We start from the raw sequence: 25,267 nt of genomic DNA on the forward strand, positions 1-25,267 counted from the left end.
CGGCCCTACAACCCGGGTCCTCGGCCGGGCTACCAACGAGGAGACGAGAGGGGTGCGACCGGCATGACCAGATACGTCTACGACTTCATCGAGGGCAACAAGGACCTGAAGGACCTGCTCGGCGGCAAGGGCGCCAACCTCGCCGAGATGACCCGTATGGGTCTGCCGGTGCCGCCCGGGTTCACCGTCACCACCGAGGCCTGCCGCGACTACCTGCGCGACGGCCGGATGCCCGAGGGCCTGCTCGCCGAGGTGCAGCGTCACCTCGAGCTGCTGGAGGCCCGGACGGGCAAGACGTTCGGCGACGCGAAGGACCCGCTGCTGCTGTCGGTGCGCTCGGGCGGCAAGTTCTCCATGCCGGGCATGATGGAGACGATCCTGGACATCGGCCTCAACGACGCCGGCGTCGAGGGGCTCGCCGAGCAGAGCGGGGACGAGCATTTCGCCTGGGACTCGTACCGCCGGCTGATCCAGATGTTCGGCAGGACCGTCTTCGACGTGCCGGGAGCGGCCTTCGACGCCGTCGGGCCGGGTGAGCCGCGGGACCTGGTGAACGCGTACAAGAAGGTCTTCCACGACCACACCGGCCGTGACTTCCCGCAGGCCTCGCACGAGCAGCTCTTCCTCGCGATCGGGGCGGTCTTCCGGTCGTGGAACGCCGAACGCGCGGTCCTCTACCGCCGGCAGGAGCGCATCCCGCACAACCTCGGCACCGCCGTGAACGTGATGGCCATGGTCTTCGGCAACCGGGGCGAGGACTCCGGCACCGGGGTGGCCTTCACCCGCGACCCGGCGACCGGCCGGCGCGGCGTCTACGGCGACTACCTGCGCAACGCCCAGGGCGAGGACGTCGTCGCGGGCATCCGCAACACCGTGAGCCTGCACGACCTGGCCACCATCGACCCACAGAGCCACACCAAGCTGCTGTCCATCATGGAACGGCTGGAGCAGCGCTACCGCGACCTGTGCGACATCGAGTTCACCATCGAGAACGGCACGCTCTGGATGCTGCAGACCCGGGTCGGCAAGCGCACCCCGGCCGCCGCGTTCGTCATCGCCGCCCAGCTGGTCGACGAGGGCACCATCACCCTGGACGAGGCGCTCCAGCGGGTCAGCGGCGAGCAGCTCGCCCAGCTGATGTTCCCCAGCTTCGACACCGCCTCCGCTCCCCCGCCGCTCACCACCGGCGTGCCCGCCTCACCGGGCGCCGCGGTCGGCGCGATCGTCTTCGACTCCGCCACGGCGGCCGCGGCCACGGAACCCGTCATCCTCGTGCGCCGCGAGACCAACCCCGACGACCTGCCCGGCATGATCGCCGCCCGGGGCATCCTGACCTCGCGCGGCGGCAAGACCTCGCACGCGGCCGTCGTGGCCCGCGGCATGGGCAAGACCTGCGTGTGCGGCGCCGAGGACCTGATCCTCGACGGCGGCACGGTCACCGTGAACGGGCGCACGCTGCGCGCCGGCGACGTCATCTCGATCGACGGCACCACGGGCAAGGTCTATCCCGGTGAGGTCCCGGTGCACCCCTCCGCTGTCGTCCGCTTCTTCGAGGGTGAGATCGGCGCGCACGGCGACCCGCTGCTCGCCGCGGTGCAGCGCCTGATGATCCACGCCGACCACAAGGCCCGGCTCGGCGTGCACGCCAACGCCGACACCGCCCCGGACGCCGCCCGCGCCCGCCGCTTCGGCGCCACCGGCATCGGCCTGTGCCGCACCGAGCACATGTTCCTCGGCGAGCGCCGCCGGCTGGTGGAACGGCTCATCCTCGGCGAGACCGGGGCCCTCGCGGAGCTGCTGCCGTTGCAGCGCGCCGACTTCGAGGAGCTGTTCGCCGCGATGGACGGCCTGCCGGTGACGATCCGGCTGATCGACCCGCCGCTGCACGAGTTCCTGCCGCCGCTGGAGGAGCTGACCGCCCACGTGGCCCGCGCCGAGGCGCTCGGCGAGGACCCCGGCCACGACGGCGTCCTGCTGACCGCGGTGCGCCGCATGCACGAGCAGAACCCCATGCTGGGCCTGCGCGGCGTGCGCCTCGGCCTGGTCATCCCCGGCCTGTTCGCGATGCAGGTCCGCGCGGTGGCGGAGGCCGCGGCCGCCCGCGCCGCCGCCGGCGGCGACCCCCGGCCCGAGATCATGGTCCCGCTGGTCGGCGCGGTCCAGGAACTGGAGACCGTGCGCGCAGAGGCCGAGTCGGTGCTGGCGAGCGTGCCCGGCGCGCCCCCGATCCGGATCGGCACGATGATCGAGGTGCCGAGGGCGGCCCTGACCGCCGGCCAGATCGCCGGTGCCGCCGAGTTCTTCTCCTTCGGCACCAACGACCTGACCCAGATGACGTGGGGCTTCTCCCGCGACGACGTCGAGGGCGCCTTCTTCGGCCGCTACCTCGACCTGGGCATCTTCGCGGTCTCCCCGTTCGAGACCATCGACCAGGACGGCACCGGCGAGCTCGTCCGCATCGCCGTCACCCGCGGCCGCGCCGCCCGCCCCGACCTGACCATCGGCGTCTGCGGCGAACACGGCGGCGACCCGGCCTCCGTCCGCTTCTTCCACGAGGCCGGCCTCGACTACGTGTCCTGCTCCCCCTACCGCGTCCCGATAGCCCGCCTCGAAGCCGGCCGGGCCGCGAGCACCGCCACCGGCTCCGACAGCCGATGAGAGCCGGCTTGGCCGGGGATCTGTTTCACTCTTGCGTCACGCCGAGTTGGCGCAGCAGTTCCCGGTTGTCGTACTGCACCCACTCCTCCACCAGACGGCCCTGGTCGTCGAACTGGAAAATGTTGATGATGGCCCAGACCAGCCGTTCGCCCGTGGGCGGCAGCGGGCGCCCGGCCGGCGAGTCGTCATACGTACGGGCGAAGGTCCCCTCGATCCAGGTCTGGCAGGCGATCAGGTTGCCCTCGGCCAGCATGATGCCGCGCCGGATCGAGCGGTCGTCGAAGGCCGCCCGGAAGCCGGCGAACAGCTCGGCGAGGCCGTCGTAGTCGGCCTCGGCGCCGGCGGGACCGTGCCAGCGGAATTTGCCGGTGTCGAAGTAGGTCGCCTGCTCGATCGGGTCCGTGCCGGACACCTCCAGTTCCCCAGCACGGTTCAGGCGGCCGATCAACTCGTCGCGGGTGAAAGTCATCGATCCTCCGTCGGTAAGCGTCGAGTGATGCGGATCTGCTGCAAGCAGCAGGTCGGTGCGATCTCTTCTGAGGCGGGCGACATCGGCGTCTCCCTGTCGTCATCGGTTCGCGGCCGGATCTACCCGGCGGTCGTTGCCCGCATCCCCGGCCGCGCCGATCTGGCGCCGGCATCCGCACAGCTGTCGCTCACGTTCAACCGCGCCATCGGCGAGCTGAACGGCTCATCCCCTACGCTGGAAGCACCTTGGCACAGCACGGAACGAGGGCTCCATGACGACCGACTCCGCTTCGTTCGGTCTGGACACCCGTACCGTCGGCGCCTCGGGTCTACCCCGGTCGCTGCGCGCATGGCAGGCCTGGCTCGGTGAACGGTCGTCCACCCCGGACTACGACCCGGCCACCATGGCCGACCTGCGGATCCGCTTCCAGCAGGTGCGCGTCGGCGACGCGCTCCTCCATCGCCACGAGGGCTTCTCCCCCGTACGTGCGGCCAAGCCCGCCGGCACGGAAGGCATGGTGTCGCTGATCCTCGTGCGCCGGGGCACCGCCACGGTCGAGCTACCCCGCGACAGCTACGCCCTGGCCGCCGGAGAGTTCGCGATCCGGCGGCTCGACCGGCCCGCGAGCTTCACCAACGGAGCGCACACGGCGGGAATGTCGATCACGCTGCCCGGTCATGGGCTCGCGCCGTTGCTCGGCGACCGGGTCGTCCGCGGTCACGCCGGCTCCGCACCGACGCGACTGCTCACCGCGTACGCGGATCTGCTGCACGACGCCGGCCCGGAGCTCGATGCGACCGGCGCGCGGGCCGCGCGCAACGCGCTGATCGAGTTGACCACCGCCGTGCTCCGGGACAGCATCGACCTGACGGCCGTGCACACTGTCCCGGCCCTCGTCGCGGCCGCGCGGCGCCTCGCCGACCGCCGGCTCACCGACGCCGCTCTCGGCCCGGCCACGCTCGCAAGCGAGCTGCACGTGTCCGCCCGTACCCTGCAGCGGGCCTTCGCCGCCACGGGCGAGCCGCTGATGGCCTACATCCGGCGGCGCCGCCTCGAGCAGGCCCGGCGTGACCTCACCGACCCGGCCAGGGCGATGACCGTGGCCGAGATCGCCGCCCGCTGGAGGTTCAGCGACGGCGGCCACCTCAGCCGGGCGTTCAAGAAACAGTACGGCCACACGCCCAGCGACTACGCTCGCGACTCCGCGGGCCTGCGGCCGACGCGTCCCTGACGGCTTCGCCACGCACGCGAGGCACCTCGCCCGGGGCCGGAAAGGTCAAGACCGTCCGAGGCGAGTACCTGGGGGCTTTCGGTCCCGGGGCGGTGGACCAACGGCCCTGCCGTGGTGATCAGCATGGGTCGAGGCTGGGAGCTGGGAAGACGAGGAAAGGAACCCCACCATGCGCGCCGCTGTCGTCACCAGTTTCGCTGAGCCGCTTGTTGTCCGGGAGGTGCCGATTCCGCTGCCGGGGCCGGGGCAGATCCGGGTTCGGGTGGAGGCCAGCGGCCTCTGCCACACCGACATCCACGCCGCCCGCGGGGACTGGCCGGTCAAGCCGGCTCCGCCGTTCGTGCCGGGGCACGAGGGGGTCGGCATCGTCAACCACGTCGGGCCGGGGGTGACCGAGCACCGGGTCGGCGACCGGGTCGCCGTGCCGTGGCTGGGCCGGGCCTGCGGGACCTGCGAATACTGCGTCACCGGCTGGGAGACGCTCTGCGAGAGCCAGGTCAACACCGGGTACTCCGTCGACGGCGGGCACGCCGAGTACCTGATCGCGGACGCGCGCTTCGCCGTGGCCGTGCCGGAGGGCGTCGACCCGCTCGAGGCCGCGCCGCTGACGTGCGCCGGCGTCACCACGTACAAGGCCGTCAAGGTCGGTGGGGTGACGCCCGGCGACAAGGTCGCCATCTTCGGCATCGGCGGGCTCGGCCACCTGGCCCAGCAGTACGCGCAGATCTTCGGCGGCGAGACCATCGCCGTCGACGTCACCGAGGAGAAGCTGACGCTGGCCAAGGAGCTCGGCGCCGCGCACACCGTCAACGCGGCGCTCGTCGACCCGGTGGAGGCCATCGAGGCGCTCGGCGGTGCCGACGTCGCGGTGGTGCTCGCCGCCGACCCGAAGGTCGTCGAGCAGGCGCACGCGTGCCTGCGCCGCGGCGGCCGGCTGATCCTGGTCTCGCTGCCCAGGGACAACGCCATGTCGCTGCCGATCTTCCAGACGGTGCTCAAGGGCATCCGGGTCATCGGGTCGATCGTCGGCACCCGCGCCGACCTCGCCGAGGTGTTCCGGCTGCACGCCGCCGGGCGCACCCGGGTGTTCTACGAGACGCGGCGGCTCGACGAGATCAACGACGCGATCGAGGACGTCCTGGCGAGCCGGGTCGCCGCTCGGCTGGTGCTGGTGCCCTGACCGGTGCGGACTCCCGAGTACGACGACGGCGACGACATCCAGGTGGCGGTCATCCGCGACTGGCCGGCGCTGCTCGCCTTCGCCGACGGCGCCGAGTTGCCCGACGACGACCGAAGGCTGATCGCCGTGGCCGCCGGCCTCGCCACGGGACAACCTGTCGACATGCGCGCCGCCGTAGCCGTGCGCGGGCAGGGCCATGTCCGGTGCCTCGCCGAGGCCATGGTGATCGCCACCGGCTACCACATGAAGTACGAGGTGACGGCGACTCCGCGGCTCACCACCAGGTACGCCAAGGCCTGAGTACCCGGGACCTCCGGCCCTGTCCGGCCCGGACCTTCGCGGCGAGGCTGGAGGGGACGAAGGAGGGGAGCCCATGGCCACCACATCGCGCGACGCCTGGCGCGGTTTCCACGGGACCGGATGGCGCGAGACGATCGACGTCGGCGGCTTCATCAGCGACAACATCGAGCCGTACGACGGCGGCGCCGAGTTCCTGACCGGGCCGACGCACCGGACCGAGCGGATCTGGCGCCAGCTGAGCCGCATGTTCGCCGAGGAGCGACGGCGCGGCGTGTACGACGTGGACGCGCACACCCCGTCCACGATCACGTCGCACGAGCCCGGGTACATCGACCGGGACCACGAGCTCATCGTCGGCCTGCAGACCAGCGCGCCGCTGCGCCGGGCGATCATGCCGAACGGCGGCCTGCGCATGGTGCAGGCCGGCCTGGCCGCGTACGGCTTCGCCCTCGACCCCGCGGTGCGCGACGTCTTCAGCCGGTATCGCAAGACGCACAACGACGGCGTCTTCGACGCGTATCCCGCCGACGTGAAGGCCGCCCGGCGCTCGCACATCATCACCGGGCTGCCGGACGCGTACGGCCGCGGCCGCATCATCGGCGACTACCGGCGGGTCGCGCTCTACGGCGTCGACCGGCTCATCGCGGATCGGGCCGCGGTGAAGGCCGCGCTGGACGCGAGGCTGTCGTCCGAGGAGGTCATCCGCGACCGCGAGGAGCTGGCCGAGCAGATCCGCGCGCTCGAGGACCTGCGGTTCATGGCCGACCGCTACGGCTACGACGTCTCCGGCCCGGCCACCACCGGCCGCGAGGCGATCCAGTGGCTCTACTTCGCCTACCTGGCCGCCACCAAGGAGCAGAACGGCGCCGCGATGTCGCTCGGGCGCACCTCCTCGTTCGTCGACGTCTACCTCCAGCGTGATCTGGCCGAGGGCCGGCTCACCGAGCAGCAGGCGCAGGAGCTCGTCGACGACTTCGTCATCAAGCTGCGCATCATCCGGTTCCTGCGCACCCCCGAGTACGACGAGCTGTTCTCCGGCGACCCGACCTGGGTGACCGAGTCGCTCGCCGGGGTGGGCTTCGTGACCCGCACGAGCTTCCGCTACCTGCAGACGCTCTACAACCTCGGCCCGGCGCCCGAGCCCAACCTCACCGTGCTGTGGTCGCCGTCGCTGCCCGAGGGCTTCAAACGCTTCTGCGCCCAGGTCTCGCTGGACACCAGCTCGATCCAGTACGAGAACGACGACCTGATCCGGCCCGCCTACGACGCCGACACCGCCATCGCCTGCTGCGTCTCGGCCATGCGCGTCGGCAAGGACATGCAGTTCTTCGGCGCCCGGGCCAACCTCGCCAAGGCCCTGCTGTACGCGATCAACGGCGGCCGCGACGAGATGACCGGCGCCCAGGTCGCGCCCGCCACCGAGCCGATCACCGACGACGTGCTCGACTACGAGACGGTGATGGCCGCGTTCGACAGCACGCTCGACTGGCTCGCCGAGACGTACGTCGACGCGCTCAACGTCATCCACTACATGCACGACAAGTACGCGTACGAGCGCCTGCAGATGGCCCTGCACGACTACCCGGTGCACCGGTTCCTCGCGACCGGCATCGCCGGCCTGTCGGTCGCCGTGGACAGCCTCAGCGCCATCAAGCACGCCCAGGTGAAGGTGTTGCGCGACGAGACTGGGCTGGCCGTCGACTACGTCGTGGACGGCGGCTTCCCGGCCTTCGGCAACAACGACGACCGCGCCGACGCGATCGCCGCCGACCTGGTCGATCGGTTCATGGCGAAGATCCGGCGGCAGCCCACCTACCGCGGCGCCGAGCCGTCGCTGTCGGTGCTGACCATCACGTCCAACGTGGTCTACGGCAAGCACACCGGCAACACGCCGGACGGCCGCCGCGCCGGCGAGCCGTTCGCCCCGGGCGCCAACCCGATGAACGGCCGGGACCGGCACGGCATGGTCGCCGCCGCCCTCTCGGTCGCCAAGCTGCCCTACCGGGCGGCCCGCGACGGCATCTCGCTCACCATCACCGTCACCCCCGACGGCCTCGGCCACGCCCGCGACGACCGCGTCGCGAACCTCGCCGGCGTGCTCGACGGCTACACCGACGCCGGCGGCTTCCACATGAACGTCAACGTGCTCGACCGCGCCACCCTCGAGGACGCCATGGCCCACCCGGAGAGATACCCGCAGCTGACGATCCGGGTCTCCGGTTACGCGGTCAACTTCGTGCGGCTCACCCCCGAGCAGCAGCGCGACGTCATCTCCCGCACCTTCCACGGGTCGCTGTGATGATCACCGGCTCGGTCCACTCCTTCGACCTCTCCACCGGGGTGGACGGGCCGGGCACCCGGTTCGTGGCGTTCCTGGCCGGCTGCCCGCTGCGCTGCCTGTACTGCCACAGCCCCGACACCCAGTACCGCCGCAACGGCGTGCTGGAGACCGTGGACGACCTGCTCCTCGAGATCCGCCGCTACGAGCGGTTCCTCAAGGTCGCCCACGGCGGCGTCACGATCAGCGGCGGCGAGCCGCTCCAGCAGCGCGACTTCACCCGCGCGGTGCTGCGGGGCTGCAAGGACATGCGCCTGCACACCGCCCTGGACACCAGCGGCTTCCTCGGCGACCGGGCCGACGGCGCCCTGCTCGACGCCACCGACCTGGTGCTGCTCGACATCAAGTCCGGCGACCCCGCCACGTACCGCCGGGTCACCCGGACCGGCCGCCTGGCGCCCACCGTCCGCTTCGCCCACCGCCTCGCGGACCTCGGCAAGCCGATCTGGGTCCGTTTCGTGCTCGTCCCCGGCCTCACCGACGACCCGGCCGAGGTCGCCGCGGTCGCCGAGATCGCGGCCGGCGTCGCCACGGTCGAGCGCGTCGAGGTGCTGCCGTTCCACCGCCTCGGCGCGCCCAAGTACGCCGCCCTGGGCCTTCCGTTCCCGCTGGCCGCCACCCCACCGCCGGAATCGGTCCTGGTCGACCGCGTGCGCGCCCAGTTCCGCGACCACGGCCTGACCGTCTGCTGAGCCGCGGATCAGGGATGCGGATGATCGCCGAGCAGGCGGGTGGCGAGGACGGCCGCCTGCGTGCGCCGCTCCAGGCCGAGCTTGGTGAGCAGGCTGGACACGTAGTTCTTGACCGTCTTCTCGGCGAGGAACATGCGGCCGGCGATCTCGCGGTTGGTCAGGCCCTCGGCGATGAACTCCAGGATGCGCCGCTCCTGGTCGGTCAGGGACCGCAGCTCGCGCGGCTGCTCGACGCCGTGCCGGATGCGCTCCAGCACGCGCTGGGTGATCGCCGGGTCGAGCAACGACTGGCCCGCGGCGACCCGGCGCACCGCGTCGACCAGGTCGCCGCCGCGGATCTGCTTGAGCACGTAGCCCGAGGCACCGGCCATGATCGCGGCGAAGAGCGCCTCGTCGTCCTCGTACGACGTCAGGATCAGGCCCTTGATCGTCGAGTCGACCGCGCGGACGTCGCGGCACACGTCGATGCCGTTGCCGTCGGGCAGCCGCGCGTCGAGGATCGCCACGTGGGGGCGCAGGGCGGGGATGCGGTGGGTGGCCTCGACGGCGAGTCCCGACTCGCCGACGACCTCGATGTCGCCCTCGGCCTCGAGCAGGTCGGCCAGGCCACGGCGGACGACCTCGTGGTCGTCGAGGAGAAAGACACGGATCACGTCCTCTTTCTACGCGCTTTCGCCGTCGCCCGACAGGTTCCCCGCGTGGCGTTCCGGCGCTAGCGTGGGCTCATGGCCGAACGACCGCCGGAGGACGAGCGGCTCGATCCACCGTCGCTGGGGCTCAGCCCGCTCTCGCGCGTGCGGCTCGACGAGCTCCTGCAGGAGATGCTCGACCGGGTCGGCGACGTCGTGACCAGCAGGGAGAGACTGCGATCCCTGCTCGACGCCGTGGTGGGCATCGGCACCGACCTCGACCTGCGCAGCACCCTCCAGCGCATCGTCCAGGCGGCGTGCGCGCTCGCCGGGGCACGCTACGGCGCGCTCGGCGTGATCGGGGCCGACCGCACCGAGCTGATCGACTTCATCACCCACGGCATGGACCCGGCCACCCACGCCACGATCGGCGACCTGCCCCGCGGCCGCGGGGTGCTCGGGGTGCTCATCACCGATCCGCGCCCGGTGCGGCTGCCCGACATCCGCCGCCACCCGGACTCCTTCGGCTTCCCGCCGCACCATCCCCCGATGCACAGCTTCCTCGGCGTGCCGGTGCACACCCGCGGCCAGATTTTCGGCAACCTGTACCTCGCCGAGAAACAGGGCGCCGACCAGTTCAGCGACGACGACGAGGAGATCGTGGTGGCCCTCGCCGCCGCGGCCGGTGTCGCCATCGACAACGCCCGGCTGTACGCGCTGGCCCAGCGCCGGGAACGCTGGCTGGCCGCCAGCGCGGAGATCACCGGGGTCCTGCTCGGCACCGTCCATCGCACCGAGGCGCTGCGCCTGATCGCCCGCCGGGCCCGCGAGGTCGCCGGCGCGGAGCTCGTGCTCGTGATGCTGTACGAGGAGGAGCACGCGCGCTACCACATCGAGGTGGCCGACGGCGCCGACCCGGCGTACCGGGAACTCGCCGGCAAGACCGTCGCGGTCGATCCGGCGACCGCCGAGGAGTTCGGGCGCGAGAAGTCCCGGCCGGTCGAGAACTTGCGCGCCGTGACCGAGTGGCCCGGGCCGGTGCCGGACTGCCCCGCGATGGCCGCCCCGCTCGCCGGCGCCGACACGCTGCACGGCGTGCTCATCGTCACCCAGCCGCCCGGGCAACCACCCACCGACGAGGACGCGGTGCAGCTGTCCACCTTCGCCGGGCAGGCGGCGCTCGCCCTCGAACGCGCCCGGGCCCAGGAGGAACGCCAGCAGCTCGCGCTGCTGGAGGACCGCGAGCGCATCGCCCGCGACCTGCACGACGTGGTGATCCAGCGGCTGTTCGCCACCGGCATGCACCTGCAGGGCGCGGTGCACCAGGCGGTCCGGCCCGAGGTGGCCAAGCGCATCAACACCGCCGTCGACGATCTGGACGCCACCATCCGCGACATCCGCCGCTCCATCTTCGAGCTGCGCACGCCCACCGGCCCGTCGCTGCGCGCCGAGATGCACGAGGCGGTCGAGACCGCGGCCGACGCGCTCGGCTTCCGGCCGGTGCTGGACACCTCCGGCCCGGTGGACAGCGCCATCCCCGACGACGTCAAGCCCGAGATCCTCGCCGTGCTGCGGGAGGCACTGTCGAACATCGCGCGGCACGCCCGGGCGAGCAGCGCCCGCGTGTCGCTGCGGGCCGCCGACGGCGAGATCGTGCTCTGTGTCGAGGACGACGGCACCGGCTTCGACGTGGCGCGGGCCCGGGGCGGCGTGGTGAGCATGGGCGAGCGCGCCGACCAGCTCGGTGGCACGTTCGAGGTGGGGCGGGGGCCGGACGGGACCGGAACGGTCCTCAGCTGGCGGGTCCCCCTGCCCTCCTGAGAGGAGCCCTTCGGCTCTGCGCGGCCGGCCGCCGCCACGGCACTGTGGGACCATGACCCTGACCACGAGACCGAGGTGGGCGAACCGCCCGATCGCGGCCGGCATCGGCGGGTCCGCCGGCTGGCGCGCGCTGACCTGGGCCGCCGGCGAGGCCGAGCAGACCGGCACGCGGCTCGTGCTGCTGCACGTCCACGGGCCGTACGCGCCGGCGAGCCCGCAGGGTGGCCGGCCCGGCCCCGCCGAGCTGGAACTGATCGACCCGCCGCTCGCCCGCGCCGTCGCCCGCGTGCAGGAGCGCCTGGGCCGGCGCCATGTGGCCGTCCTCGCGCCCGCCGGCGACCCGTCGGACCGGCTGGTCGACGCGTCCGCCGGGGTCCGGCTGCTGGTCATCGGCGACGGCGAGGCGAGCCGGACGGTGCGCCGGGTGCTGCGGCACGCGTACTGCCCGGTCGTGGTGGTCGGGGCGGAAGCCCCCGCCTCGCCCGGTGGCCCGGTCGCCGGCCACGTGGTGATCGGCGTGGACGGTACGCCCGCGAGCCGCGCCGCGCTCGATTTCGGCTTCGCCTTCGCCGCCGAGCACGGCCTGCCGGTCGCCGCCGTGCACGTCTCCGCCGCGAGCCACGACGACTACTTCTACGACGACGTGACCCTCTCCACGCACTTCACCACCGAGCCGGCCGCCCTGGAGCTGCTGGCGGCCGAGACCGAGGGGCTCGCGCTCAAGCATCCCCAGGTGCCGGTCCGGCGGGCGGTGCTGCACGGCTCCGTGGTGGGCGCGCTGACCCGGGCCGGCTACGGTGCCGCCCTGCTCGTGGTCGGTGACAAGCGCCGCGGCGTCCTCGGCCGGGTGCGCACCGGCGACGTCCCGCTCGCCGTCGCCACCGAGGCGTCCTGCCCGGTCGCCGTGGTGCCGGTGGAGCAGCACGAGGGCGACCCCCTCTGAGCGGCCCGCCGAAGGGCCCGCCGTCGCGGGTCCAGCGCCTCTGACCGGGCGCCCCCGGCCGGCGCACCGTGTGGGGAGAGGAAGGAGACCGCCATGACAACGCGGCTACGGCTCGCCCAATGTGGCCTCAGCGCCGGCAAGAAGGCCCGGCTGCACCGCATCCTGTACAAGCACGGGCTGGGCAACGGCACCGCCCTGTTCCTCCCCTACGACCAGGGCCTGGAGCACGGCCCCCGGGACTTCTTCGCCGACCCGATCGCCTCGGATCCGAAGTACATCGTCCGGCTGGCCCTGGAGGGCGGGTTCAACGGCATCGCCATCCAGGTGGGCCTCGCCGAGAAGTTCTACTGGGACTACGCGGGCGAGGTCCCGCTGATCCTGAAGCTCAACGGCAAGACCGACATCCCCAGCGACCGCAGCGCGCTGTCGCCGCTGCACGCCTGCGTCGAGGACGCGGTGCGGCTGGGCGCCGACGCCGTCGGCTACACGCTGTACGTGGGCTCACCCGCCCAGGACGCCGACTTCGCGCAGTACCGGGCGGTGCGCCAGGAGGCGCAGCGGCTCGGCATGCCGCTGATCGTCTGGGCGTACCCGCGCGGCGAGGCGATCGAGCACAAGGGCGGCAAGGACTCGTTCTACGCCGTGCACTACGCCGCTCGTGTCGCCAGTGAGCTCGGCGCCGACGTGGTCAAGGTGAACTTCCCGCACCCCGAGAAGCACACCGACGTGCCCGCGGCGTACGCCGGCGAGTTCAGCAGCCAGGAGGCCATCGACGAGGTCGTCCGCGCGGCGAACCGCACCATGGTCCTGGTCTCCGGCGGCAGCCGGGCCGGTGACGAGGTGATGTTCGAGAAGGCGCAGGAGTCGATGTCCGCCGGCGCCACCGGCCTCATCTTCGGCCGCAACGTCTGGCAGCGCGACCACGACGAGTCGTTGCGCTTCGTCGACCGGCTGCGCCAGATCCTCGCCAAGTACCCGACGCCCTGAGGATCGGTCATGAACCGCCCGCACGACGACCTGACGCCCCCTCCGGACCTGCGCCTCGACGAGGCCCGGGGCGGGCCGGGCCGGGCGCGCCGCCCGGTGTACCTCGACCTGCTGCCGCCCTGCGACGCCGGCTGCCCGGCCGGCGAGACCATCCAGCAGTGGATGGCCCTGACCCGGGCCGGCGAGCACGAGCGGGCGTGGCGGGCCCTCGTCGCGGCCAACCCGCTGCCGGCCGTGCACGGGCGAGTCTGCTATCACCCGTGCGAGAGCGTCTGCAACCGCGCCGAGCTGGACAGCCCGGTCTCGATCCACGCGGTCGAGCGGTTCCTCGGCGACCTCGCGCTCGAGCGCGGCTGGCGCTTCGACCCGCCACCGGCGCCCAGCGGCCGGCGGGTCCTCGTGGTCGGCGCCGGGCCCAGCGGGCTCTCCGCCGCCTATCACCTGGCCCGGCTGGGGCACCACGTGGTGATCCGCGATGCCGAGGCGGAGCCCGGCGGGATGATGCGTTACGGCATCCCCGCCTACCGGCTGCCCCGTGACGTGCTGGCCGCCGAGATCGCCCGCATCGCCGCCCTCGGCGTCGAGATCGTCGGTGGCCACCCCGTCCGCGACCTGGTCGCGGAGCGGCGCGACGGCCGTTTCGACGCGGTCTTCGTGGCGGTCGGCGCCCACCTGTCCAAGCGGGTGGACATCCCGGCGCGCGAGGCGGGCCGGATCGTCGACGCCGTCGGCCTGCTGCACAGCGTGGCGGCCGGCGAGCGCCCCCGCGTCGGCCGCCGGGTGGCCGTCTACGGCGGCGGCAACACCGCCATGGACGCCGCCCGCGTGGCCCGGCGCCTCGGCGCCGAGGAGGCCCTGATCGTCTACCGGCGCACCCGGGCGCAGATGCCCGCGCACGCCGAGGAGGCGGACGAGGCCGAGCGCGAGGGCGTGCGGATCACCTGGCTGCGGACCATCCAGGCGTTCGACGGGCCCGGCCTGACCGTCGAGGTCATGGAGCTCGACGCGGACGGCCGGCCGGTGCCGACCGGGCGCACCGAGACGCTCGCGGCCGACACCGTGGTGCTCGCCCTGGGCCAGCGCGCCGACACGGCCTTCCTGCGCGGTGTCCCGGGCGTCGAGTTCACCCCGGAGGGCACGGTCGTCGTCTCGCCGAGCCTGATGACCGGCTGTCCCGGTGTGTTCGCCGGTGGCGACATGGTTCCGGCCGAGCGCACGGTCACGGTGGCGGTCGGCCACGGCCGTACGGCCGCCCGGCACATCGACGCGTACCTGCGCGGCCGGACCGCCGCGGAGCCGGCGCGGCCGCCGATCGCCGGCTTCGCCGGACTGCACCCCTGGTACTTCGGCGACGCCGTCCGCCGGCAGCAGGCCGAGCGCGACCCGGAACAACGGGTCGGCGACTTCACCGAGGTCGTCGGCGGCCTCGACGCGGCGTCCGCCGGCTTCGAGGCGGCCCGGTGCCTGTCGTGCGGCACGTGCTTCGAGTGCGACGGCTGCCTCGGCGCCTGCCCCGAGGACGCCGTGATCAAACTGGGCCCGGGCGAGCGCTACCGCTTCGACTACGCCCGCTGCACCGGCTGCGGGACCTGCTTCGACCAGTGCCCGGTGCATGCCATCTCGATGATTGCCGAGGCGACGCCATGACCCGCGCGACGATGGACGGCAACGAGGCGTGCGTCTCGGTGGCCTACCGCCTCAACGAGGTGTGCTGCATCTACCCGATCACGCCGTCCTCGGCGATGGCCGAGCTCGCCGACGAGTGGTCGGCCGCCGGCCGCCCGAACGTCTGGGGCTCGGTGCCCACCGTGGTGGAGATGCAGAGCGAGGGCGGCGCCGCGGGCGCGCTGCACGGCGCTCTGCAGAGCGGCGCGCTGAGCACCACCTTCACGGCCTCGCAGGGCCTGCTGCTGATGATCCCGAACATGTACAAGATCGCCGGCGAGCTCACCCCGGCGGTGCTGCACGTGGCGGCGCGCTCGCTCGCCGCGCAGGGGCTGTCCATCTTCGGCGACCACTCCGACGTCATGGCCGCCCGCGCCACCGGCTTCGCGATGCTGGCGTCGGCGTCCGTCCAGGAGGCCCACGACCTCGCGCTGGTGGCGCAGGCCGCCTCGCTGCGCACGAGGGTGCCGTTCGTGCACTTCTTCGACGGGTTCCGCACCTCGCACGAGATCAACACGATCGAGACCCTCGGCGACGACGACCTGCGCGCCCTGGTCCCGGACGAGCTGGTGCGCGACCACCGCGGCCGGTCGCTCTCGCCGGAGCGCCCGGTGATCCGTGGCACGGCGCAGAACCCGGACGTGTACTTCCAGGGCCGCGAGACGGTCAATCCGTTCTACGCCCGGGTGCCCGGCGCGGTGCGCGCCGCGATGGACGCCCTCGGCTACCGCACCGGGCGCCGTTACGACATCGTGGAGTACGCGGGTGCGCCCGACGCCGACCGGGTGATCGTGCTCATGGGATCGGGCACCCAGACCGCGCGCGAGACCGTCGCCCACCTGACGGCCGGCGGAGAGCGCGTCGGCGTGGTGCAGGTCCGCCTGTTCCGCCCGTTCCCGGCCGCGGCGGTGGCGGCCGCCGTCCCGCTCACCGCCACCCGGGTGGCCGTGCTCGACCGCACCAAGGAACCGGGCTCGCTCGGTGAACCGCTCTTCCTCGACGTGGTCGCCGCGCTGGCCGAGCACCGCCGGGACGCGATGCCGCTGGTGATCGGCGGCCGCTACGGGCTCGGGTCTAAGGAGTTCACGCCCGGCATGGTCGCGGGGGTCTTCGCCGAGCTGGCCCGCGAGGAGCCGCGGCCGCGGTTCACCGTCGGCATCGTCGACGACGTCTCGGGCAGCAGCCTTCCGTACGGCGATCTCGACATCGAACCGCGCGGCGCGGTGCGGGCCGTCTTCTACGGCCTCGGCTCGGACGGCACCGTCGGCGCGAACAAGAACACCATCAAGATCCTCGGCGCCGACCCCCGCGTGCACGCACAGGGGTATTTCGTGCTCGACTCCAAGAAGTCCGGGTCGATGACCGTGTCGCACCTGCGCTTCGGGCCGGCGCCGATCCGCGCGCCGTACCTGATCGCCGAGGCGGGGTTCGTCGGCTGCCACCACCTCGGCCTGCTGGACCGGGTGGACGTGCTCGCCCGCGCGGCCCGCGGCGGCACCCTGCTGCTCAACTGCCCGCGCCCGCGGCACGTCTGGGCGGAGCTCTCCCGCGACGTGCAGGAGCAGATCCTCGAGCGGGCGCTGACCGTCTGGGCGATCGACGCCGACCGCATCGCCGCCGAGCACGGCCTGCCCGGGCGCACCAACACCATCCTGCAGACGTGCTTCTTCGCCATCTCCGGCGTGTTGCCCCGCGACCAGGCGATCACCAAGATCAAAGAGACGATCACCAGGACGTACGCCAAACGCGGCGCCGACGTGGTCGCGCGCAACCACGCCGCCGTCGACGCCACCCTGACCGCCCTGCACCGCGTCGACGTGCCGGAGCGGGCCACCGCGACCCGCCGCCGCCCGGCCCCGGTGCCGGCGGACGCGCCGCCCTTCGTCCGCGAGGTCACCGGCGCGATGCTGGCCGGGCAGGGCGACCGGCTCCCGGTCAGCGCGCTGCCGGTGGACGGCACCTATCCCGGCGGCACCACCGCCTACGAGAAGCGCAACATCGCCGACCTCGTCGCCGTGTGGGACCCGCTGACCTGCATCCAATGCGGCAACTGCTCGTTCGTCTGCCCGCACAGCGTCCTCCGGTCGAAGCTGTACGACCTGAAGGAGCTCGCCGGCGCGCCCGACGGCTTCCCCTCGGCCGCGCTGAACGCGCGCGGCCTGCCGGACAGCGGGTACACGCTCCAGGTCTACCTCGAGGACTGCACCGGCTGCGGGCTCTGCGTCGAGGCGTGCCCGATCGGCACCCCGGAGCACCGGGCGATCAACCTGGAACCGCGCGAGCCGCTGCTGCCGAAGGGCCGCGCGGACATCGCCTTCTTCGAGACGCTGCCGCACGCCGACCGTTCCCGCGTCGACTTCGGCACGGTGCGCGGCGCCCAGTTCCTCCAGCCGCTCTTCGAGTTTTCGCTCGCCTGCACCGGATGCGGCGAGACGCCGTACCTCAAGCTGTTGTCGCAGTTGTTCGGCGACCGGCTGATGGTCGCCAACGCCACCGGGTGCTCGTCGATCTACGGCGGCAACCTGCCCACCACCCCGTGGACCCGCAACGATCAAGGGCGCGGGCCGGCGTGGTCCAATTCGCTGTTCGAGGACGACGCCGAGTTCGGCATGGGTTTCCGGCTCGCCGCCGACCTGCACCACCGGCTCGCCACCGACCGGCTCGGCCGACTCCGCGACCGGCTCGGACCGGACCTGGTCGACGCCGTGCTGACCGCGCCGCAGCGGCGGGAGTCGGAGTTCGCCGCCCAGCGCGACCGCCTCGCCGAGATCACCCGCCGCCTGGACACCCTCCCGCCGGGCGACCCGGCCGTCGCCGACCTGCGCAGCGTGCTCGATCACCTGGTCCGGCGCAGCGTGTGGATCGTCGGCGGCGACGGCTGGGCGTACGACATCGGCGCCGGCGGGCTGGACCATGTGCTGGCGAGCGGGCGCGACGTGAACGTGCTGGTGCTCGACACCGAGGTCTACTCCAACACCGGCGGCCAGATGTCCAAGGCCACCCCGCTGTCGGCGGTCGCCCGGTTCGCCGCCGCCGGCAAGACCACCCCCAAGAAGGACCTGGCGCTTCAGGCGATCGCCTACGGCAACGTGTACGTGGCGCGCGTCGCGATGGGCGCCGATCCGGAGCAGACCCTGCGCGCGCTGCGGGAGGCGGAGGCGTACGACGGCCCCTCGCTGATCATCGCGTACGCGCACTGCATCGCCCACGGCATCGACATGCGCGACGGCCTCGGCCAGCAGCGCCGCGCCGTGCGGTCCGGCTATTGGCCGCTGATGCGCTACGACCCCGTGCTGCGCGCCGCCGGCCGCAACCCGTTCCTGCTCGACTCGCCGCGCCCGCGCGCGCCGCTGTCCGAGTACACCGACCGGGAGCTGCGGTTCCGCCGGCTGCGCGACACCGATCCCGCCGAGGCGGCCCGGCTGGCCCGGCTCGCCCAGGAGGCGGTCGACCAGCGCTGGCAGACCTACGAGGAGATGGCCACCCGCGGCCCGGAGCGCTTCCCGGCCGACGCGCGGCCAAAGGGGGAGAAAGCCTTCAGCCCGGTCAAGGGCGGTGGCGGGGAGGTGGGACAGGGGTGAGCGTCATCGGTGTGCTGCGGGAGACGGCGCGGGGTGAGCGCCGGGTGGCCCTGACCCCCGACGTGGCGCGGCGCCTGTCCGATCGCGGCCTGAAGATCCTGGTGGAGACCGGCGCCGGAGGCCTCTCCTTCTTCGCCGACGAGGACTACACCGGCGCGGCCGTGGTCGCCCGCGACGAGGTTTACGCGGGCAGCGACGTGCTGCTGTGCCTGCGCCGGCCGGACGACCTGGCCGCCGCGCGGCCCGGGCAGATCCTGATCGGCCTGCTCGGCCTCGACCCGCTCGACGGCGACGGCGTCACCGGGATCAGTCTCGACCTGCTCCCCCGCACGCTGAGCCGGGCCCAGGCGATGGACGCCCTCACCTCACAGGCGAACGTCGCCGGCTACAAGGCCGCCCTGATCGCCGCGGAGGCGTGCCCGGGATTCTTCCCGATGCTGATGACCGCGGCCGGCACGACCAGGCCGGCCCGGGTCCTCGTGCTCGGCGCCGGCGTGGCCGGGCTCCAGGCGATCGCCACCGCCCGCCGGCTCGGCGCGCAGGTCACCGGCTACGACGTGCGCGACGCGGCCCGCGCCGACATCGCCTCCACCGGCGCCGCGGTGCTCGACCTCGCCTCTCCTCGCGCCGAGGCGGACAGCGGCTACGCGCGCGGCCTCACCGCCGACGAGGCCGGCGACCAGATGCGCGCCCTGACCGAGGCCGTTCCCCGGTTCGACGTGGTGATCACGACGGCGAAGGTGCCGGGCGCGGCGGCCCCGCTGCTCGTGCCCGAGGCGGCCCTGGCCGCGATGCGCCCCGGTTCCGTGGTCGTCGACCTGGCGCCCGGCAACGTCGCCGGGTCGATGGCCGGCGCGCGCACCCTCCTGGGCAACGACGTCACCGTCATCGGCGCGCCGGATCTGGCCGCCACCGTGCCGGTCGCGGCGTCCACCGCGTACGCCCGCAATCTGCTCGCCCTGCTCGACCACCTCATGCCGCACGGCGAGGCCGTCCTCGACCTCGACGACGAGATCACCCGGGCCGTGCTGCTGCGTGACCGCGAAGGAGCCCGCTCATGAGCCCGCTGCTGCTCGCCGACCTGACCGTGTTCACCCTCGCCCTGCTGGTCGGCTTCGAGGTGATCAGCAAAGTACCGGCCACCCTGCACACCCCCCTGATGTCCGGCGCGAACGCCATCCACGGCGTCGTCATCGTCGGCGTCATGCTGCTCGCCGCCACGGCATCCACGACGGCCGGATACGCCCTGCTCGCCATCGCCGCCTTCTTCGCCGCGATGAACGTCGCCGGCGGCTACGTCGTCACCGACCGCATGCTCGCGATGTTCCGGAGCCGGTCATGAGCGCCTTCGACACCACCGTCCACCTGATCTACCTCGCCTGCGCGGTCGGCTTCGTCGTGGGCCTGCACCTGATGAACACGCCGGCCACCGCCCGCCGCGGCAACCGGATCTCGGCCGGCGGCATGGCCGTCGCGATCGTGGTCACGGCCGTGGTGCTCGGCCACGACGGCGGCGTCACGGCCGGCGCCCTGGTGGCCCTGGCCTCGGGTGCGGCAGCCGGCGGAGTGGCCGGGACGATCGCCGCCCGGCGGGTGCGGATGACCGCGATGCCCCAGCTGGTCAGCCTCTTCAACGCCGTCGGCGGCGGAGCGGCCGCGCTCATCGCGCTCGGCGACCGGCCCGGCGGGACCAGCGCCGCGGTCGCCGGGGTCCTCGACGTGCTCATCGGCGCCGTGACGTTCAGCGGCTCCCTCGTCGCCTCCGGCAAGCTCGCCGGCAAGATCGCCGGCCGGCCGATCGTCGTGCCCCTCGGCCGGCCGGTCACCGCGCTGCTGGCCGCGGCCGCGGCCGGCCTCGCGGTGCTGATCGTGGGCTTCGACGCGCCGGCCGGTGCGCTCTACGGCCTCGCGGTCTGCGCGCTCGCGGCCGGGGTCCTGCTCACGCTGCCCATCGGCGGCGCCGACATGCCGGTGGTGATCTCGCTGCTCAACGCGTTCACCGGCACCGCCGTCGCGATGGCCGGCTTCGTCCTCGGAAGCACCCCGCTGATCATCGCCGGCGGGCTGGTCGGTGCGGCGGGAGCCATCCTCACCAAGCTCATGGCCGACGCCATGAACCGGCCGATCGGCGCGATCGTGGCCGGTGGCTACGGCACGGGCGACGCCGTCACGGTCGCCGCCGGTGCGGGCTCGGCCGCCGTACGGGAGACCACGGCCGACGACGTGGCGCTCCAGCTCGCGTACGCGGAGCGGGTCGTGATCGTGCCCGGGTACGGTCTGGCCGCCGCGCAGGCGCAGCACGAGGCGGCGGCGCTCACCGAGGCCCTCGCCGGGCGGGGCGTGGCGGTCAGCTACGCCATCCACCCCGTCGCCGGCCGCATGCCCGGCCACATGAACGTGCTGCTGGCCGAGGCGAACACGCCGTACGAGATGCTGCGCGACCTCGACGAGGGCAACGCCGACCTGGCCCGCGCCGACGTGGCGCTCGTCATCGGCGCGAACGACGTGACCAACCCGGCGGCGCGGAGGGCCGGCAACGCGGTCTCCGGCATGCCCATCCTCGACGTCGACAAGGCCCGCTCCGTCATCGTGATCAAGCGGTCACTGGGACACGGCTACGCGGGCATCGACAACGAGCTCTACACCGACCCGCGCACGGCGATGCTCTTCGCCGACGCCAAGGCCGGCTTGACCGCCATCCTCGCGGCCCTGCACGCGTACGCGTGACGGCGGCCCCGTCGCGGGGCCGCCGTCGTCGGATCGGTCACTCCTGCTTGGCGATGGCGATCTGCCTTCCGGACGGCTGCGGCTCGGTCAGCGGCACCGTGATCTCGAGGATCCCCTTGCGGTAGGTGGCCTTGATCGCATCCTCGTCCGCGTTGCCGGGCAGGCGCACCGAACGCTGGAGCGAGCCGTACCGGAACTCGGTGCGGTGCCGGTTCTGCTCCTCCTCGCGGCGCTCGGCGCGGACCGTCAGCACCCCGTGCAGCGCGGTGATCTGGATGTCCTTCTCGGGGTCCAGCCCGGGCAGCTCGGCCCTCAGCACGTACTCGTCCTCGCTGACCTTGTCCTCGAACCGGATGGCCGGCAGCGGCCGCGGGAAGTCCACCTCGAACCAGTCCGTCATGTCACCGAACAGGCGCGGCAACAGTCCACTCATCGTCTCCTCCTTCCGCGTTCCCGTCCCTTCCATGCGACCTCGCGGGGGGCGCGGCGGTCAGGGCCGAAGGGCCTCACATCGGGCCCGTACGGAGTCGATGAGACCCGGTGCCACGCCGGCGTTGCCACAACTTGTTCGCCGGGTCTGTCGCTGTCTATCGTTTGTGGATGGAGCGCCGGCGTTCTGCGGGCAAGTCGTGGACCGCGTCCACGGCCATCATCATCGGCAGCTTTCTCGTCGGGGCCTTCTTCCTGGTCGCGGCCGTTCTCGTCTTCTCCGGCGCCGTTACTGTGGCCGGCTGGGGCGAAGGAACCATCGCGCAGCGTGTCGTGGTCGGGCTGCTCGCGGCCGCGGTGGGCGGGGTGACGCTCGCCGGTGCCGGCATGGGTTTGCGCGAAGGCTCGGCCGGCACCCGCCCCGCCGGGGACGCCCGCCCCGTGCGAACCGGCCCGTTCCTGCTCGACGTTCGGGACGAGGACGGCTACGGCCACCGCGGCTTCGGCATCGAACCGCCGGTGCGCTGGCGGGACGGGTCCGGGTCCGGGACACACCCGGGAGTGGGCGAGTTCTGACCCGATCCCGACCTGGGCGAAGGTCGGCGGCGTGGCCGAGGGAGCTGGTGGCGCTGGTCATCCCGCCTTCGGAATGGCCTGCCAAGGCGCCCGCTGTCTCAGGCGACCGCGCGGAAGAAGGAGTAGTGCCCGGCGATCCGGCGGCTGCCGTGGCCGGTCTGGGAGACCTCGGTCAGCCCGCCCTGGCGCATGACCGCCTGGATCCGTTCCGGGGTGTGCCCGGCCAGCCGGGGGTGCCGGTGGCCTCGCGTGCCCGGGCGTGGTGTCCCGTCCGCGTCGAGCAGGTGCAGCTCGCCGCCGGGGCGCAGGATCCGGCGGATCTCGCGCATCGCCGCCACCTGTGGCTCCTCGTCGAGGTGGTGGAGCATGTAGGAGGACAGCACCCGGTCGAGGCTGTCGTCCGGCAGCGGCAGCTCGTCGGCGTACGCGAGAGTGAAGTGCACTGCCAGGCCGCGGCGAGCGGCCTTGCGGCGGGCTTTGCGCAGCGCGGCCGGGTCGGGGTCGATCCCCATCAGATCGGCTCCCGGCACTCGGCGGCCGAGCTGCATGAGCAGGTCGCCGGGTCCGCAGCCGACCTCCAGCACCCGGTGGCCGGGCTGAACGGCGGCGTGATCGAGCAGCTGCCCGTGCACCTGGGAGATGCCGGCCGCCCGGGTGAACGGGTCGTAGAGGAACAGCATCCAGTGCCGGCCCATCGCCGGGATGTACGGCCGTACGGCTCCGGTCATGGCAGCCTCCCGCAGTAGTGATCAGACGAACTTCGGTCGTACTCTCAGGGTTGTGCCCAAGCAGAGCGAGGACATCGCCGAATCCGTGGCAGGGATAGGACATTCTTCGGATGTTCCGGCGCACGCACGGCCGACTCGGATGGCCCGGCGGACCACCGGCGGCGTGCCGGTCGCGGTGTTCCGCCGGTTACCCGGCATCCCGCCGGTGGCGGTGACCCGGCTGCCCGACCAGCCGCTGACGCCGCAGCCGCTACCCGGGCCGCAGACGCATACGCACGACTTCCTGGTCCTGCTGTACGCACATCGCGCCGGCGGCAGCTTCCTGATCGACGACCGCGCCTGGACCGTGGCCGACGGCGACCTGTTCGTGATCGCGCCAGGGCAGGTGCTGTCCTTTCCGCAGCCGGCCGGCCGAATCATCGAGGACGGATGGGTAGTGTTCTTCCCCGCCGATGTGATCCGCGGCGGGGCGTACTCGTGGCGTGCCCACCCGCTGCTGTTCCCGTTCGCCTGCGGCGCCGACCGGACGCAGCGGCTGCGGGTCCCACGGGAGCAGCGGCCCGGCTGGGTGGAGCGGATCAGCGCACTCGACAACGAGTTGCAGACCCGTGCGACCGGATGGTCGGAGGCGTCCCTCGCACACCTGATGCTGCTGCTGGTCGCGGCGGCCCGGCTGGCCGGTGACCTCGCCGGTGAACTGCGCGCGGCCGACGAGCCGTTGCTGGCCGCGGTGTTCGACGTGATCGAGCACCGGTTCGCCGAGCCCATCTCGCTGGCCGACGTGGCCGGCGAACTGGCGCTGACCCCGGGGCACCTGACCACCTCGGTACGCCTCCGGACCGGCCGAACCGTGCAGCAGTGGCTCACCGAGCGGCGGATGCAGGAGGCCCGTCAGCTGCTGACCGAAACTGACCTGACGGTGGCGGCGATCGCCCACCGGGTCGGCTTTACCGACGCCAGCTACTTCATCCGCCGTTTCCGGGCCGAGCACCAGACCACGCCCGCGCTCTGGCGACGCCGCTGACCGACTGGCCATAAAGGGCCCGCCTGCCACACCGGTCAGGCGGGCCCGAACTACGCGCCGACTGGTCAGTAAGATCAGATGCTCGCACATCGGCAGAGTCGCTCAGTCCCGTCCGCAGTTGGACGTCCGGCGACGCCGAGCGGCAGCCACGCAGCGTGACGGCGCGCGGTGCCGGCACGCACGGACTGCGGCAGATGTGCGCGCTGGCTGGTCAGGTGGGTGCCGTCTGGCTTATTCGGCTGGCCACGGTTTGCCATTGACTTCAGTTAGGACCTGCTCGTCTAAGATGCGGAATGCCGTTCACCCCGGTCCATCCGGCCGCAGTACTTCCCGTCGTGCGTCGTGGGCTGGCGGGCTCCGCCCTCGTGATCGGCGCCATCACTCCGGATCTCCTGATGGTGTCGGCCTTTGCGGCGCCGGTCCATTTCGCGCACACGCCGCTGGGCCTGGTGACCCTGGACCTGGTTCTCGGCACCGTCGTTTTCGTACTGTGGCAGGTGCTGTTCGCTCCGGCCGTCATCGCCCTGTCGCCACGCCCGCTGTCCGCCCGCTTACCAGCCGACGTTCCGAAAGGGATCGCGTTCCACTTCACCCGCAAGGATCGTGGCGTTCGCGTCCTCATAGCCGTCCTGATCGGCGCGGCAACCCATCTGGCCTGGGACGGCATCACCCACGACTGGATGTGGGGTCCCAGGTACGTTCCCTGGTTGGCGTCTCGCCACGGCTCGCTGATGGGGTGGCAATGGATGCAACACATCAGCGACACCGCCGGAACGGCGATCGTCATCGGGTGGGTCGTCGCCTGGTGGCGCCGGGCGCCCGTGCGCGCCCGAGGCGACGTTCTACCCTCGCGGATCCGCCTGCTCGCGTGGTCGGCGATCCTCGGCCCGGCAGCCACCGGCTTCCTGCACGGCCTGCTCACCGGATCTCTGTACCTGGCATTCTCCCGAGGCGCCGCGCTGGGCACCGTCGGCCTCGTCGCCGTCGCCACGATCTGGCGCCCGCACAAGCGGCGAATAACCACAGCCGGCCTGACCAGCATGGGTTCACCGGCAGATCACCCATAGTCAACAAACTTCGCCGAAACTCCCAACACACCGGCGCAGCCGTCGATCTTCGCCAAGTCCGCACCGTCGCAACAGCGTCACCGGCGCCGCCACACCGTTAGGCGGCACGCACGGCGACCACGAGGTGGGGCTGCGCGAGGGCAGCGATCCAGCGCGCGCTCTTCGGCAGATCCGTGCACCCGTACACCGGGTTGCCTCCAGATCGCCTACGCGGAGAGCAAA

At 72.7% G+C, this 25,267-nt stretch carries 21 protein-coding genes; 17 read left to right on the forward strand and 4 right to left on the reverse strand.

Annotated features, from left to right (window positions below):
• Positions 1–63 precede the first annotated feature (63 nt).
• The gene (gene ppdK, locus Ade02nite_RS35550) at positions 64–2,658 is read left to right on the forward strand and encodes a pyruvate, phosphate dikinase (RefSeq protein ID WP_203773374.1); all 2,595 of its coding nucleotides are present in this window, start codon (positions 64–66) and stop codon (positions 2,656–2,658) included.
• A 25-nt stretch (positions 2,659–2,683) separates the two neighbouring features.
• Here ppdK and Ade02nite_RS35555 read toward each other — a convergent pair whose 3' ends face one another.
• The gene (locus Ade02nite_RS35555) at positions 2,684–3,127 is read right to left on the reverse strand and encodes an ester cyclase (protein ID WP_203773375.1); all 444 of its coding nucleotides are present in this window, start codon (positions 3,125–3,127) and stop codon (positions 2,684–2,686) included.
• A 271-nt stretch (positions 3,128–3,398) separates the two neighbouring features.
• Between Ade02nite_RS35555 and Ade02nite_RS35560 the strand changes: the two genes are divergently transcribed.
• The 5 genes from Ade02nite_RS35560 to pflA all read left to right on the forward strand — a co-directional run bounded on the left by Ade02nite_RS35560 (position 3,399) and on the right by pflA (position 8,868).
• Positions 3,399–4,358 carry a helix-turn-helix domain-containing protein gene (locus Ade02nite_RS35560; protein WP_203773377.1) on the forward strand — a complete coding sequence of 320 codons (960 nt, stop codon included), beginning with the start codon at positions 3,399–3,401 and terminating at the stop codon, positions 4,356–4,358.
• Positions 4,359–4,527: 169 nt separating this feature from the next.
• Positions 4,528–5,538: an alcohol dehydrogenase AdhP gene (gene adhP / locus Ade02nite_RS35565; protein WP_203773379.1), complete on the forward strand. Its 1,011-nt coding sequence runs from the start codon at positions 4,528–4,530 to the stop codon at positions 5,536–5,538.
• 3 nt (positions 5,539–5,541) lie between these two features.
• Positions 5,542–5,838, forward strand: coding sequence for a hypothetical protein (locus Ade02nite_RS35570; RefSeq protein ID WP_203773381.1), 297 nt, complete (start codon positions 5,542–5,544; stop codon positions 5,836–5,838).
• A gap of 73 nt (positions 5,839–5,911) precedes the next feature.
• Positions 5,912–8,137, forward strand: coding sequence for a formate C-acetyltransferase (gene pflB, locus Ade02nite_RS35575; protein ID WP_203773383.1), 2,226 nt, complete (start codon positions 5,912–5,914; stop codon positions 8,135–8,137).
• Positions 8,137–8,868: a pyruvate formate-lyase-activating protein gene (pflA, locus tag Ade02nite_RS35580; RefSeq protein WP_203773385.1), complete on the forward strand. Its 732-nt coding sequence runs from the start codon at positions 8,137–8,139 to the stop codon at positions 8,866–8,868. Before pflB ends, pflA begins: the two co-directional genes overlap by 1 nt.
• A gap of 8 nt (positions 8,869–8,876) precedes the next feature.
• Here the strand turns inward: pflA and Ade02nite_RS35585 are convergent, their stop codons facing one another.
• A complete protein-coding gene (locus Ade02nite_RS35585) occupies positions 8,877–9,521 on the reverse strand; it encodes a response regulator (RefSeq protein WP_203773387.1) in 645 nt (214 codons plus the stop codon).
• Between the two features lie 72 nt (positions 9,522–9,593).
• Here Ade02nite_RS35585 and Ade02nite_RS35590 point away from each other — a divergent pair, with 72 nt between their 5' ends.
• From Ade02nite_RS35590 to Ade02nite_RS35625, 8 genes are all read left to right on the forward strand, one after another.
• Positions 9,594–11,318 carry a GAF domain-containing sensor histidine kinase gene (locus tag Ade02nite_RS35590; protein ID WP_203773389.1) on the forward strand — a complete coding sequence of 575 codons (1,725 nt, stop codon included), beginning with the start codon at positions 9,594–9,596 and terminating at the stop codon, positions 11,316–11,318.
• 52 nt (positions 11,319–11,370) lie between these two features.
• Positions 11,371–12,261 carry a universal stress protein gene (locus tag Ade02nite_RS35595; protein ID WP_203773391.1) on the forward strand — a complete coding sequence of 297 codons (891 nt, stop codon included), beginning with the start codon at positions 11,371–11,373 and terminating at the stop codon, positions 12,259–12,261.
• A 93-nt stretch (positions 12,262–12,354) separates the two neighbouring features.
• Complete coding sequence (locus Ade02nite_RS35600; protein WP_203773393.1) at positions 12,355–13,248, forward strand: class I fructose-bisphosphate aldolase; 894 nt, start codon at positions 12,355–12,357, stop codon at positions 13,246–13,248.
• A 9-nt stretch (positions 13,249–13,257) separates the two neighbouring features.
• On the forward strand, positions 13,258–14,895 hold the full coding sequence (locus Ade02nite_RS35605; protein ID WP_203773395.1) for an NAD(P)-binding protein: 1,638 nt from the start codon (positions 13,258–13,260) through the stop codon (positions 14,893–14,895).
• Positions 14,892–18,494 carry a pyruvate:ferredoxin (flavodoxin) oxidoreductase gene (gene nifJ / locus Ade02nite_RS35610; protein ID WP_203773397.1) on the forward strand — a complete coding sequence of 1,201 codons (3,603 nt, stop codon included), beginning with the start codon at positions 14,892–14,894 and terminating at the stop codon, positions 18,492–18,494. The genes Ade02nite_RS35605 and nifJ overlap by 4 nt, the downstream gene beginning before the upstream one ends.
• Positions 18,491–19,555 carry a Rossmann-fold NAD(P)-binding domain-containing protein gene (locus tag Ade02nite_RS35615; protein WP_203773399.1) on the forward strand — a complete coding sequence of 355 codons (1,065 nt, stop codon included), beginning with the start codon at positions 18,491–18,493 and terminating at the stop codon, positions 19,553–19,555. Before nifJ ends, Ade02nite_RS35615 begins: the two co-directional genes overlap by 4 nt.
• Positions 19,552–19,836, forward strand: coding sequence for an NAD(P) transhydrogenase subunit alpha part 2 (locus tag Ade02nite_RS35620; protein ID WP_203770166.1), 285 nt, complete (start codon positions 19,552–19,554; stop codon positions 19,834–19,836). The genes Ade02nite_RS35615 and Ade02nite_RS35620 overlap by 4 nt, the downstream gene beginning before the upstream one ends.
• A complete protein-coding gene (locus tag Ade02nite_RS35625) occupies positions 19,833–21,221 on the forward strand; it encodes an NAD(P)(+) transhydrogenase (Re/Si-specific) subunit beta (protein ID WP_203773401.1) in 1,389 nt (462 codons plus the stop codon). Before Ade02nite_RS35620 ends, Ade02nite_RS35625 begins: the two co-directional genes overlap by 4 nt.
• Positions 21,222–21,258: 37 nt before the next feature.
• On the opposite strand, the gene Ade02nite_RS35630 is transcribed toward Ade02nite_RS35625, so the two are convergent.
• Positions 21,259–21,654 (reverse strand): Hsp20/alpha crystallin family protein, encoded by a 396-nt coding sequence (locus Ade02nite_RS35630; protein WP_203773403.1) that lies wholly within the window; start codon positions 21,652–21,654, stop codon positions 21,259–21,261.
• A gap of 167 nt (positions 21,655–21,821) precedes the next feature.
• Here Ade02nite_RS35630 and Ade02nite_RS35635 point away from each other — a divergent pair, with 167 nt between their 5' ends.
• Complete coding sequence (locus Ade02nite_RS35635; protein ID WP_203773405.1) at positions 21,822–22,226, forward strand: hypothetical protein; 405 nt, start codon at positions 21,822–21,824, stop codon at positions 22,224–22,226.
• A gap of 98 nt (positions 22,227–22,324) precedes the next feature.
• Here the strand turns inward: Ade02nite_RS35635 and Ade02nite_RS35640 are convergent, their stop codons facing one another.
• Positions 22,325–22,954: a class I SAM-dependent methyltransferase gene (locus tag Ade02nite_RS35640; RefSeq protein ID WP_203773407.1), complete on the reverse strand. Its 630-nt coding sequence runs from the start codon at positions 22,952–22,954 to the stop codon at positions 22,325–22,327.
• 163 nt (positions 22,955–23,117) lie between these two features.
• Between Ade02nite_RS35640 and Ade02nite_RS35645 the strand changes: the two genes are divergently transcribed.
• On the forward strand, positions 23,118–23,978 hold the full coding sequence (locus tag Ade02nite_RS35645; protein ID WP_203773604.1) for a helix-turn-helix transcriptional regulator: 861 nt from the start codon (positions 23,118–23,120) through the stop codon (positions 23,976–23,978).
• 293 nt (positions 23,979–24,271) lie between these two features.
• The gene (locus Ade02nite_RS35650) at positions 24,272–25,045 is read left to right on the forward strand and encodes a DUF4184 family protein (protein ID WP_203773409.1); all 774 of its coding nucleotides are present in this window, start codon (positions 24,272–24,274) and stop codon (positions 25,043–25,045) included.
• Positions 25,046–25,267: the final 222 nt, after the last annotated feature.

Source organism: Paractinoplanes deccanensis, from assembly GCF_016862115.1.
Classification (GTDB): domain Bacteria; phylum Actinomycetota; class Actinomycetes; order Mycobacteriales; family Micromonosporaceae; genus Actinoplanes; species Actinoplanes deccanensis.